The organism is Chryseobacterium bernardetii (assembly GCF_003815975.1).
GTDB lineage: Bacteria > Bacteroidota > Bacteroidia > Flavobacteriales > Weeksellaceae > Chryseobacterium > Chryseobacterium bernardetii.
The window spans coordinates 4,241,302-4,254,457 of record NZ_CP033932.1 but is presented as its reverse complement, the minus strand read 5'-3'; the positions used below and the strand labels follow the sequence as shown (position 1 = coordinate 4,254,457).

Genomic DNA, 13,156 nt, shown 5'->3' with positions numbered 1-13,156 from the left:
CAGGTTTGCTTTTTCTTACTTATTATTGAACACTCAGATAATTAATATAATAATTCTTATTCAATTCAACCGGGGTACTTTTCTTAAGTTTTATCGTCTGCCATTCTTCTGTTGGATTGATGGTCTGATCTCCATTGATAATGATCGGAAGTTTCAGGCTTTTCACAACATTTGTATATCTGAACTTCAATGTATCTCCATTTTGAGTATATTCAAGAGTAGGGATATTGATGGTTCTCAGATACTGATCAAAAACAGTAGAGAAATCAATACCCGATTTTGCTGAAATGTAATCTTCAATCTGCTTTGTGGTAACGGTCTGATGATAGAAATCTTTACCTAATCCTCTTAAGATCTGTCTGAATTTCTCATCATTATTAATAACCTGTCTTATCGTATGGATCATGTTGGCTCCTTTGGGGTACATATCGCCGCTTCCTTCATTTCTCACCCCATATTTTCCGATAATAGGAACATCATTATTAATTTTTCCTCTAAGACCTATCATATAGAGATCTGCTGATTTCTTATCCAGGTAATTTTCTGTAAAAAGGACTTCCGAATACATAGTGAAGCTCTCATGGATCCACATATCTGCCTGATCTTTTGCGGTGATATTGTTGGCAAACCATTCATGGCCGCTTTCGTGGATGATGATATAATCCCATTTCAGCCCGATTCCTGTTCCTGAGAGGTCTTTTCCACGATAACCGTTTTGATAGTCATTTCCATAGGCAACATTACTTTGATGTTCCATTCCCAGGTACGGAGAGTCTACCAGTTTATAAGAATCTTCATAGAAAGGATAAGGACCAAACCAATATTCGAAGGCGGAAAGCATTGGTTTTACCTGTTCAAATTGCTTCTTCGCTTTCTCAAGATTATAGTCAAGTACCCAGTAATCCAGGTCCAGTTTGCCTTTTTCCCCGTTAAAAGTATCTTTAAAATTAACATATTTACCTATATTCGGGATGATGGAATAATCGTTGATAGGATTTTTCACTTCCCAGGTATAGGTTGTTTTGTTTCCATTGTTTTTTTGATCAATCAATCTTCCGTTTCCAACCCCTACAAGGTCATTCGGGGTAATGATTTTCATGATAATGCCATTATCCGGTTCATCGCTCCAGATGTCTTTAGTAGGAAGCCATATAGAAGACCCGATTCCCTGAACGGCTGGGCTCATCCATGGATTTCCGCTTTTATCTTTAGTAAAAACCCATCCGCCATCCCAGGGCGCATTCTTTGCAATATGTGGATTTCCGGAATAATCCACATCAATAGTATATTTTTCACCCTTTTTGAATCTTTTCTTTGTAGTGATAAAGATAAAATCTCCATCCTGCTTAGAACTGGCTATAGGAAAGCTTGCCGTAATCTTCCCGGCCTTCATTGGCTGCTGAAGATCAATCTGAAATATAGGATTGGTGACATCCTTTATAATCTCAAGGCTAATCCTGTTTGTTCCTTTAATGCTTTTCTGCTCAAAATCAGGTTCTACGGAAAAATTGTATTTCTTAACATCCCAAAAGTCTCTGAATGGAGTATTGGAACCTTTCAATGTATCTTGTTTAGTATAAACCTTATCTTTTTCAAAGAACTGCCCGAAAGCAAGCCCGGAAACCAGTAAAAGTGTATATGACAGCTTTTTCATGTAAAATTAAATTAATAATCTTTTCAAAAGTATAAAATTAAATCAACAGCCGGGTAAAGATCGGATTAAAATACCAATTAATTATCTGCCATCTATAAAAAAAGCCCGGCATTAGCCGGGCTGTAATATAAATTGGAATTTCTTATTTTTTAATAAATTTCAGATTTGAAGTAGTTCCCTTATCTTCAATTGAAATAATATAAGCTCCGGTACTCAGTCTTGAAACAGAGATCTTGTTATCTGAGATCTGACCGCTCATTACTTTCTGTCCTGCCATATTCGTGATTGAGAATTGTGCTTTAGAAGAAACCTGAGTTACATTCAATACATCACTTGCCGGGTTAGGGAAGATCTGGATAGAAGCTTTGTCTTTAACTACATCGCTTGTAGAAAGCTGTGCCTGAATTGTTACAGGATAATCTTCAAATTCACCATACTGAACATTACTACATGCACTGCTAGGTGCCTGAGCATATGAATAGGCAACTCTCATAGTTACGTTTCCACCAGTATAAGCATCTGTAGGTACAGAGAACATTCCTGATGCAAGAGGAAGAGAATTAGCCTCACTAGCATAAATAATTTCAGAACTAGAGAAGAAACCATCTCTGTTAAAGTCGATCCATGCAGTTACCCCACTGTAATACTGACTTGTAGTAGGCCATGATTTGGTAATACTGATTGAATTTCCTGCAGATCCGGCTTTAAGGGTGATCAGTTTTGTAGGATCTGTAGTATAATCAGTATATAAATCTGCATTAGAAGTATTGGAAACAGGGTTCATTCCTGTTCCGGTTACTGTAACATTTGAAATAAATCCGGCAATATTGGCGTTTGCACCTCCAGTAACTGTAGGTGTACATTTAGTAAGAGAAGCGGTTGTAAAGTTAGAAGACGCTGAGAAATCTCCAAGTACTACACCACATTTACTAGCTATTTGTACTTCGTATTGAGTAGCTTCAGTAAGGTTAGAAATATTATAAGAGTTTGTTGTTACAGGAACTGTAGTCCATGTTGCTGTACCTGTTTTTCTGTATTGTAAAGTGTAGGCAGCATCTTGTTGGGCATTCCATCTTACACTGGCTGAGTTTCTTGTAATTCCCGTTACTGTAATTCCTGTTGGAGCAGTTGTAGTACAAGCACCGGAAGCATCAGCAACTGTAGCAGTTCCTATAGCATAGAAAATGTGATCAATAGCACTTACTCTGATCTTTACAGTAGATCCGGTTGCCAATGAATTAAATGCAAATGGTTCAGCTCCGTCATTTGGTGTGGAAGGTGTAATAACATTCCATGTAGCACCATTATCCGTAGTGTAATCTATTTTAACATTCTGTACATTATACGGAGCGTTATTTGTATTTACTACGTCCCAGGTGATTGCTGCCGGAGTATTTTTGTAAACGGTAGTTGAAGTTACTTTGAAAGGTCCTTCATTCCCTACATCCACTTTCATCAGGCTGCTTTGTGTCTGCTGCTGGTTGAAGTTAGGGTTATTATCTCTTGCTGTTACCATGAAATTTAATGTTCTAGGTACATTGGATACTGTTTCCCAAGAGGTATTACTTGGAGTATTGTTAAGAACATTTGATAACTTAGGGAAATAACGTGTTGGGGAAGTAGTAGGCATTATTGATCTGAAATTAGCACCGTTATTTCGGGTTGCACTTACAAATCCAAAGGCGCTTGCAGTAAGATCATACTGCTCCCATGTGTAGGTAATCGGATCGTTTTGTGCGTCCGTTGCTGAAGCAGTTAAGATAAATGGAGTTCCTTTTGGAATCATTCTGCTTGCCATTGGCTGTACTACAGGTGGTGTATTATTTACAGGCGTAATCGTACCACAAGTTACAAAATTAGTGTAATCAGCTACTTCTTCAATATTCTTTATATGGAAGTAAGCATCAGAATTCATCTGAACATTATAACTGGTAATACCTGCATATCCCATAATTGTAGAACCTGAACCAGGTTCCATGTGGGCTCCGTGAAGAGCAATAGACATGGTATGGGCAGCACCAAACTGATGTCCAATTTCATGAGCTACGAAGTCAATATCATAAGTATCTCCAAAAGGCTGATCTACAATATTAGGAGAGGTAATTCCTGCTCCTTTTGAAGTGTCATCATCATTGTTTTCCGGGTTTCTGCATACGTTACCTACGTCACCGGCACTACCTCCGCCGCCTCTGTGGCCAAAGAAGTGTCCTATGTCATAAGCATCGTTTCCTATACCTGCTGTATTGCTCAGTGTTTGCTGAACCTGTAGATTCCATGCTGCAGGAGCGCTGTATGATACTGCTCCCGTAGTTGGATTGGTGTTTACTATAACATCAGAATAAGGGTCTGTAGCAGGATCCGGAAATATTACCTGAGGGAAGTCCTGAACAATCATATGGATACCAAAATCCTTCTCAAAGACTCCGTTTACTCTGTGCATTGTAGCATTGATACGTGCTGCTGCCTGAGGAACACCTCCTGCAAGTTGAGTATATTCACCATTTACGGAGATTGCAATTCTGTAGGTTCTGTATTGCTGCTGGTTATTTTTATTAGGATTTTTAAAGCCGTTCAGAACATTTTTTGTGCTCGTCAGTTTAGCCATTTGCTTTTTTAAAGCTTCAGGTTCAGAAACTTTACATTCAAAAGGATCTTCACTTGATCTGTCAGATTTATAGAATACGCCATAAATATCCTTTTCCTTATTCATGGGCTCTATGAATTCATATTTTCCAGTGTTAGCATCAAATAACATTGATTGAAAGTCATTAGGAGCCGTAGTAAATCTGATCTGCTTATTAGGATTGTCTACTCCTACTCCGGAATAAGCTCCCAGTTCATATCTCTCTGCCATTGATTTAGCAACCGTTGGAGAGCTGTAAACGGAAAATTTTTCAATTTTCCCATTAGCTGTAGGTAAAGAAACAACTATTGGAGCGCCGCCTGTTCCTGCTTCCGGAGCATTTTTTAAAGCATCCCTCAAAGAAGCAAGATCAAACTTATAAGCATATTCGATTTTGACCTCTTTCCTTATAGGTGTAACCTTTTCAGACACCGGCAACCAGCGCTGTGCCTGTAAACCAGTCAAGCTTAAAGCTAAAGCGCAAACAAGAATAATTTTCTTTTTCATATAACTTTTTAATAAATTTAATTAATGCCTGTAAAAATAATAAATGTTTTTATTTATTTTTAGTTTTATTGAATATAAATTTACTTTTTTTAGATTTGTTTGAATTTGTGGCGATTTTAGATGGGTTATAAGAGTGATTAATCTCTTAATTTATACCATTATTTATTGAATATATAGGAGAGAATAAACGAAAATGCAATGAAAAAAGTAAATGCCGATCTCCTGATTAGGAGATCGGCATTTATTTAATCTTATGGTAATGAACTATTGTTCTTTGTGGCTTTATTTCTGTACAGCAGGGAGGGTTCCGTTGCTTTTCTGTACTTTTTTATAAGTGAAGGTACACATCATGATACTGAATTCATATAAGATCAATAATGGGAAAGCAGCCATCAGCATACTTAATACATCAGCCGGAGTAATAATTGCTGCAACTACCATGATCAATACGATAGCATGGCGGCGGTACGTCTTCATAAATACTGGAGTAAGAATTCCGATGCTGGTAAGGAAATAAATCAGAATAGGGAATAGGAAAATAACGCCCATACCTAAAACTACCTGTAAAAAAAGTGTAGTATAATCACTCAGATCATAAAGGGGAACAATAATATCTGAAATTTTAAAAATTACCCCAAAGTTTACTGCAAAAGGAAGAATTAAAAAGTATCCGCATAAGACCCCGGTCATAAAAAGCATCCATACTGCATTAATAATATAAATGGAATTCTTTTTCTCTCTTGGATGTAAAGCCGGGCTGATGAAACGCCATAATTCCCAAACGATGTAAGGAAATGCAGCCACCATTCCGCCAAAAACTGAAACTGCCATCATCACGTTGAACTGCTGATATAATCTTTGTACACGTACCGGGAAATCCTTCGGAAGGTGAATGCTGTCTTCTCCCAGGATCATCCTTGAAAAATGATTAACGATTTTAAACGTAGGAAAATCATTTCGGGTAGGTCCAAAAAAGATATGGTCCATAATCCAGTTGATATTAAAACCAACTACAAAGGCTGCAACGATGATAGCAATAATTGAACGGACCAAATGTCCTCTTAATTCTCCAATATGTCCAAGAAAGGACATCTCTTTGTTATTGTCCATATAGAATCTGTCAAAATGCCACCCGTAAAAGGTAAGCAGTTTAAGTCTGCGAAATTATGAAATAATAATCAGTATTTAGAATTTATTAGTCATGAATTTGTTCAGTTTAATGTTACAGATTGTTGATATATTGATAAACCCACTCCCGGATACAAAAACAGACAGCTCAAAAGGCTGTCTGTTATAATGATATCCAGTTACTGTTATTTTTTCAGAATCTCCAATACCTTTTCTGCCACAGCAGCTCCGGATTGAGGATTTTGGCCTGTTATCAGATTTCCGTCTGCCACTGCAAAAGGAATAAAATCCTGGTCTGCTTTTACATAATGGGCACCCCTGCTTTTCAATACATCTTCTGTAAGATAAGGCATGTGGTCAGCCAGTTCTGCCGCAATTTCTTCTGAATTTGAAAAACCAGTGACTGTTTTTCCTTCAATAAGAAGTTTTCCATTAGACAGTTTAACATTAAAAAGTCCAACAGCTCCGTGGCATACAGCAGATACAATTCCTCCGTTTTCATAAATGCTGCGTGCTATCTCCTGTAATTCTGTATTGTCTGGAAAATCCCAGACTACACCATGTCCGCCTGCATAGTAAATGATACTATAATCTTTAGGATCAATATCATTGGGCGTTAAAGCATTTCCCAATTTATTTCTGAATGTTTCATCAGCATAATACCTCCAGTCTACAGGTTGTACAAACATTTGCAGAGAAATAGGGTCAAGCGGGGTATAACCTCCTTTTGGACTTACAAAATCTATCTCATAACCCTGTTCTTCCAGTTTTTCATAAAAATGAACTGCTTCACCCAGCCATAAGCCTGTTGCTCTTTCCATATCAGGGTATTTTTCCACACTTGTCACTACGATTAATGCTTTCTTTTTCATTGGTATTATTGTTTAAAATTATAGTACAAAGGTTGGTTTTTTTACAGAGTTAATATAAGGATCTACCGCAAAAAAAAGATGTGACACAGGTCACATCCTTATTAATATAATCGGCTTAACGTTTCTCTTGAAACTCCCAGGTAGCTTGCAATAAGCTGTTTCGGAATATGATCCTTAAAACCGGGATACTGTTTAATAAAATCTTCATAACGCTCTTTGGCAGATTTGCTCATTAGTGAAAGGATCCTCTGCTGTAAGGCAACATACCCGAAATTTGACTTTACTCTGAAGAAATGTTCCATCACAGAAACTTTTGAACACAGAGTATTTAAATCTTCATAAGATACAGCATGCACCTCAGTATCTTCAATACAATCAACAGCTAAAGATGAGGTCTCCTGTTTGAAAAAAGCGGCAAAATCTGAAATCCACCAGTTAGAAGCGGCAAACTGAAGAATATGTTCTTTTCCGGTATTATCTATAAAACTGCTTTTGAGAATTCCTTTTTCTATCAGAAAAATTTCATGAACAGGCTGATATTCCTGTATCAGGAACTGCCTTTTCCTGAATCTTTTTTTTACAAAAAAACTTTGAATAACTTCAAATTCATCATCCGAAAGGGGAACGATTTCCTGAATATGCTCTTTTAGAAAATGACTCATTCTGACAGTCAAGAATTAATTGATTCCTTCATCAAGCAACTTATGCAGATCAATGATCCCGAAATATTTTCCGTTTTCAGTCACCACAAGCTGCCCGATATTATTGTCTTTTAAGATTTTCATAGCTTCTTTGGCTAGTGCATCCTTTTCAACAGTTCTTGGATGAGCAGACATAATATCTTTAGCAAGAACTTTAGTGATATCTTCCCCTTTCATCAGCATTCTTCTCAAATCACCATCAGTAATCACTCCAATAATCTGATCTTCATTGGTAACAACAGTAATTCCGTGGCTTGATGCGCTGATGGAAATAATAACATCTCTTATAGGGGCATCTTCTGAAACCTGAGGTTTTTGTGAAGACAGGAACTGCTCAACTTTTGATGTCAGGTTTTTCCCCAGGCTTCCTCCAGGGTGAAATTTAGCGAAATCATTCGCTTTGAAATCATTCAGTTCCATTAAGGCTACTGCAAGAGCATCTCCCAGTGCCATTTGAATTGTAGTAGAACTTGTAGGAGCCAGTTTATTAGGGCACGCCTCTACATCAACATGAGTGTCCAGAATAATTTCTGAAAATTCCGCCAGTTTACTGTTCTTGTTTCCTGTCATTCCAATTAATGCAGAAGAGTAATCCTTTAAATAGGGGACAAGATTAGCTATTTCAGGAGAATTTCCGGAATTGGAGATGCAAAGAACCACATCCTGTTTCTGGATCACCCCCAGATCACCATGAATAGCTTCCGAAGCATGCAGAAATTGTGATGGAGTACCGGTAGAATTCAGGGTAGCAACAATTTTGTTACCTACATGAGCAGATTTTCCAATTCCTACTACAATAAGTTTTCCTTTTGCAGAGTGAATAATTTCTACTGCCTGGGCAAATTGGTCGCCAATCCTGTTTTTTAGTTTTTCTAATTCTGAAATTTCAATTTCTAAAGTACTTTTAGCAATTGATATGATGTTGGTTCTATCCATTTTATGATAATAAGGTATACAAAAAAGTTTTCAAAAAACGTTATATTTTAAAAACAATATTTAATATAAATTTTATTTTTTATAAATTCGTTCGCTTTTATTTTAAGCAGAATTTTTATAACTTTGGGTTAGATGCAAATTTAGCAATAGAAAATTAGATGAGCGCAAAAAAAGCCAATTTATCAGGCGAATTGAAAAAGTATTTTGGGTTTTCTACATTTAAGGGACAGCAGGAACAGATTATAGAAAACCTATTAAATGGGAAGGATATATTTGTTTTGATGCCTACAGGTGGTGGTAAATCATTATGTTATCAGCTTCCGGCACTTATTTCGGAGGGAACAGCCATTGTTGTTTCACCTTTAATAGCGTTAATGAAGAATCAGGTGGATGCCGTAAACGGACTGTCATCCGATGATGGGGTAGCGCATGTATTAAATTCATCATTAAACAAGACACAGACAAAACAGGTTTTTGACGATATTAAAAGCGGAAAAACCAAGCTTTTGTATGTTGCTCCTGAATCATTGATTAAAGATGATTATCTGGACTTTTTAAAAGAAGTTAAGATTTCTTTCTTTGCTATTGATGAGGCTCACTGTATTTCAGAGTGGGGACATGATTTCAGACCGGAATACAGAAATCTTAAACAGATTATTGATAAGATTGCCAATGTACCGGTGATTGCCCTTACGGCTACAGCTACGCCGAAGGTGCAGGATGATATTCAGAAAACTTTAGGAATGACCAATGCCTTGGTCTTTAAAGAAAGCTTTAACCGTCCGAATCTATATTATGAGGTATGTCCTAAAATTAATATAGACAAGGAGATCGTTAAATTTATCAATCAGCATAAAGGAAAATCAGGAATTGTCTATTGTCTGAGCAGAAGGAAAGTGGAGGAATTCGCACAGCTTCTGCAGGTTAACGGGATCAATGCCCTTCCTTACCATGCAGGTCTGGATCAGAAGGTGAGAGTTGCTAATCAGGATAAGTTCCTGATGGAAGAGGTGGATGTAATTGTAGCCACCATTGCTTTCGGAATGGGAATTGATAAGCCGGATGTACGTTTTGTGATCCACTATGATTTCCCTAAATCATTGGAAAGCTATTATCAGGAAACCGGAAGAGCGGGAAGAGACGGCGGCGAAGGCCATTGCCTTGCATTCTATGATCCTAAAGATATTGAAAAACTGGAAAAATTCCTGGCTCAGAAGCCTGTATCCGAAAGAGAAATCGGACTACAGCTTTTAAATGAAGTAGTAGGCTATGCTGAGACCTCTATGAGCCGAAGACAGTATATTCTTTATTATTTCGGAGAAAGCTTTGATCCTGTGAAAGGAGATGGCGCAAAGATGTGTGATAATTCATCCAATCCTCCAAAACTAAAAGATGCTACGGCAGATTTAACGAAAGCTCTTGAACTGATTAAAGATACAGGAGAAAAGTTCAAAGCAAAAGATCTTATTTCTGTTATTGTAGGTAAAGAAACCGCCGTAACCAAGTCTTATAAACTTGAACAGAACCCTCATTTTGGGTTTGGTAAAGAGGAAAAAGACAATTATTGGAAAACTATTCTGAGACAGGCAACTGTTCAGAATTTCTTACAGAAAGATATTGAAACATACGGGGTCTTAAAAATTGCAGAAAAAGGAAGGAAAGTATTGGATGGTAAATCTAAGGATGTTTTCTTAATTGCTGAAGACCGGGAATTTGATCTTACACAGGCTAAAGCAGATAGCGATCAGCTGCAGCAGCAAGCCGGAGGAGGTTTAGACCAGAAACTGTTTAATCTATTAAAGGATTTAAGAAAAAAAGTAGCCAAAAAACACGGTATTCCACCTTATACAGTATTTATGGATCCGAGTTTGGAGGATATGACGGTTCAATATCCGATTACCGTAGATGAAATCAATAAAATTTATGGAGTAGGAGAAGGGAAAGCCAAAAAATATGGCAAAGAATTCGCTGACTACATTAAAACTTATGTTGAAGACAATAATATAGAACGTACTCAGGATATGGTCCTGAAGCAGGTGGCCAACAAATCCAGCCACAAAGTTTTCATTATCCAAAGTACTGATAAAAAGATCGACCTTGAAGATATTGCAAGAGCGAAAAATCTTTCTATGGATGAACTTCTTAAGGAAATGGAAAGAATTGTTTATCAGGGTACAAAATTGAATATCGATTACTATATCGAAGATAACTTTGACGAAGATATTGTAGATGGTTTCATGGAATTCATGAACGAATCTGAAAGTGACAGCATGAAGATCCTATTGGATGAATTCGGAGATGAATTGTCTGATGAAGAAGTAAGAATGCTGAGAATTAAATTTATCAGTGACGTTGCTAACTAATTAGTATATTAAACAATAAATATAAAGAAGTTCTTCCACAGAAGAACTTCTTCTTTTATGAAGAATTAGTTGAAAAACGCAAGGACGCAAGGAAGAATAATATTGGTGGTTTTAAGGCGCAAGAGAATCAAAGATTCTCAGCAAGGAAATGTATTTATATATGTTTAAAAAAATATCATGTAGAAAATTTACGCAAGTAAAATTATTCATGAATTCGTGGCATTATGAACCTATTTTAGCAGAATACAGTTTTATCGAAGATAAAATCTTTGCGCCTTAAAACATTATATTATGAAAATTTTTTGCGTCTTTGCGATTCCAACAAATAAAATTTTCATCATTAAGATTGCTTTGCCGTGTTCACAATGACTGCTAGGTCTAGTATAGAAAATCTTCAGTGCTCCAATATTTGAAAGATAACAAAACTTTTTACTAACTTTAACTGATGAAAAAAATTTCTGTCATATTTATTCTGCCGGACTTAGAAACCGGGGGCGCAGAAAGAATAGTTACCACTATAGCAAATCATCTTTCCAGGGATCTTTTTGAGCCTAAGATTTTGCTGTTACGTAAGCAGGGCGGATATTTAAATTTCCTGAAAAAAGATGTTGAAATCATCGATATCAATACAGAGAGAATAAGACATTCCCTGAAACCTATTTTAAGAGAGATCTACAGAAGAAGACCTGATATTGTATTTTCAGGTTTTGGAGAAGTAAATGCTTACTTATCTTTATTTATCAAGCTTTTCCCAAGAACAAAATTCATTGCCAGGGAGACGAATGTAGTTACTCAGCATGTTACCAGAAAGGAAATCAAGTTTTTCTATAATTTTTACAATAATTATCAGAAAATCATTGCACAAAGCGATGATATGATGAAGGATTTAATTGATAATTTTAATATTAAAAAGAAGAAAATTGTTAAGATCAATAATCCTGTAGATTTTGATTTTATTAATGAAAAGCTGAGCGTTTCATTAAAACCAGAAAGTTTTAAATATAATTATAAGAACGTGGTTGCCATTGGCAATTTATCAGCCAGAAAAGGTTTTGACAATCTGTTGAAAGTATTTTCAAGGCTCAAAAATGAAAATATCATGCTTCATATTCTGGGTGATGGAAAAGATAAAGATGTTCTGCTTCAGATGAAAGAGTTTTTAGGATTAAAAAATGTTATTTTCCATGGAAGACAGGAAAATCCTTATCAGTTTTTAAAATATGCGGATCTGTTTGTTCTTTCTTCAAGATATGAAGGTTTTCCCAATGTGCTTCTGGAAGCCGGAGCCTGTGGAACTTATTCCTTAGCCAATAACTGCCCGGGAGGAATTAATGAAATCATTCAGCATAATGTGAATGGCGAAATTGCCAATATTGAAAATTATGATGATTTTGCACAGCAGATCATTAAAGTAACACATGAGAACTATAACCGCGATGCTATTAAGAATTCCATTAAGTCCAGATTTTCAAAGAATATCATTTTAGATAAGTACGAAAAAGTTTTGCTGGATCTGGTGAAGTAGTATAATGTATTTGCCTTATGGATTATTATTTTCTTAGATTTGGAATCTGATAAATAAATAGTAATGAAAAAAATCCCCCAAATAGGATGCGCGTGTGAAAAACCTGACTATAGATATACTGAATACAGAAGCTCAGAATTAGGTGTAGATCATACCAATGGAAGGAATGGAGAAGTAACTATTCAACAGTGTAAGCTCTGCCAAAGAATATGGATTCATTATTTTGTGGAATATGAACATTATACCAAATCCGGAAGATGGTACAAAGGAATTGTTTCGAAAAAAGACCGCTCACAGATAACTCCGGAAAATGCAGTGGAGTATCTGGAAAGCCTTGAATGGTATGTATATGGAGGTTCATTTTTTGAAAGTACAGGTACTATTGGACATGGAAAGCTGAATGTGTAATATTTTTATATTGATTTAATAAATCGCAATCATGAAGCCATTTATAATTGTTATTTTAATACTGAATTCTGTGGCTATGCTTGCTCAGAATAAGGAAATCTCCAGGAAAGAACTGTTAAAAGCTGCCATAGGGCAGAAAGTAAATTCCACGGAGATCCAGGAGATTACAATGGCAGGAGGAAAAAGAGCGCCTGAACACCTCCATCCTTGTCCTGTTTTAGGGATAATAAATTCCGGTGAAGCAGTTTTTCAGATAGAAGGGCAGGAGAAAATGATCCTTCACGAAGGCGATGCTTTTTATGAGCCTAAAAATGTAAAAATTCTTCATTTTGACAATGCATCTGCAGAAAAACCCCTTGTCTTTACCGCCATTTATCTGAAGGAAGGCGGTGAGGAAAATATTAAGCTCATAAAATAACACTTTTCACAAAACTAAATC

At 36.4% G+C, this 13,156-nt stretch carries 10 protein-coding genes; 4 read left to right on the top strand and 6 right to left on the bottom strand.

Features of this window, described 5'->3' with window-relative positions; all coding sequences use genetic code 11:
- Positions 1-22: 22 nt before the first annotated feature.
- From EG339_RS19350 to EG339_RS19325, 6 genes are all read right to left on the bottom strand, one after another.
- Positions 23-1,654: a M1 family metallopeptidase gene (locus EG339_RS19350; RefSeq protein WP_123871542.1), complete on the bottom strand. Its 1,632-nt coding sequence runs from the start codon at positions 1,652-1,654 to the stop codon at positions 23-25.
- Between the two features lie 142 nt (positions 1,655-1,796).
- Positions 1,797-4,784: a reprolysin-like metallopeptidase gene (locus EG339_RS19345; protein WP_123871541.1), complete on the bottom strand. Its 2,988-nt coding sequence runs from the start codon at positions 4,782-4,784 to the stop codon at positions 1,797-1,799.
- Between the two features lie 282 nt (positions 4,785-5,066).
- Positions 5,067-5,894: a twin-arginine translocase subunit TatC gene (tatC, locus tag EG339_RS19340; protein WP_123871540.1), complete on the bottom strand. Its 828-nt coding sequence runs from the start codon at positions 5,892-5,894 to the stop codon at positions 5,067-5,069.
- 203 nt (positions 5,895-6,097) lie between these two features.
- Positions 6,098-6,784 carry a type 1 glutamine amidotransferase domain-containing protein gene (locus EG339_RS19335; RefSeq protein ID WP_123871539.1) on the bottom strand — a complete coding sequence of 229 codons (687 nt, stop codon included), beginning with the start codon at positions 6,782-6,784 and terminating at the stop codon, positions 6,098-6,100.
- Between the two features lie 101 nt (positions 6,785-6,885).
- Entirely contained in the window at positions 6,886-7,446 is a 561-nt protein-coding gene (locus EG339_RS19330) for a Crp/Fnr family transcriptional regulator (RefSeq protein ID WP_123871538.1), read from the bottom strand.
- A 15-nt stretch (positions 7,447-7,461) separates the two neighbouring features.
- On the bottom strand, positions 7,462-8,421 hold the full coding sequence (locus EG339_RS19325) for a KpsF/GutQ family sugar-phosphate isomerase (protein WP_123871537.1): 960 nt from the start codon (positions 8,419-8,421) through the stop codon (positions 7,462-7,464).
- A 158-nt stretch (positions 8,422-8,579) separates the two neighbouring features.
- On the opposite strand from EG339_RS19325, the gene recQ reads away from it, so the two are divergent.
- The 4 genes from recQ (at position 8,580) to EG339_RS19305 (ending at position 13,135) form a co-directional block, all read left to right on the top strand.
- The gene (recQ, locus tag EG339_RS19320; protein WP_123871536.1) at positions 8,580-10,784 is read left to right on the top strand and encodes a DNA helicase RecQ; all 2,205 of its coding nucleotides are present in this window, start codon (positions 8,580-8,582) and stop codon (positions 10,782-10,784) included.
- 445 nt (positions 10,785-11,229) lie between these two features.
- On the top strand, positions 11,230-12,309 hold the full coding sequence (locus EG339_RS19315; protein WP_123871535.1) for a glycosyltransferase: 1,080 nt from the start codon (positions 11,230-11,232) through the stop codon (positions 12,307-12,309).
- Positions 12,310-12,372: 63 nt separating this feature from the next.
- A complete protein-coding gene (locus EG339_RS19310) occupies positions 12,373-12,717 on the top strand; it encodes a hypothetical protein (RefSeq protein ID WP_123871534.1) in 345 nt (114 codons plus the stop codon).
- Between the two features lie 31 nt (positions 12,718-12,748).
- Positions 12,749-13,135 carry a cupin domain-containing protein gene (locus EG339_RS19305; protein WP_123871533.1) on the top strand — a complete coding sequence of 129 codons (387 nt, stop codon included), beginning with the start codon at positions 12,749-12,751 and terminating at the stop codon, positions 13,133-13,135.
- Positions 13,136-13,156 lie beyond the last annotated feature (21 nt).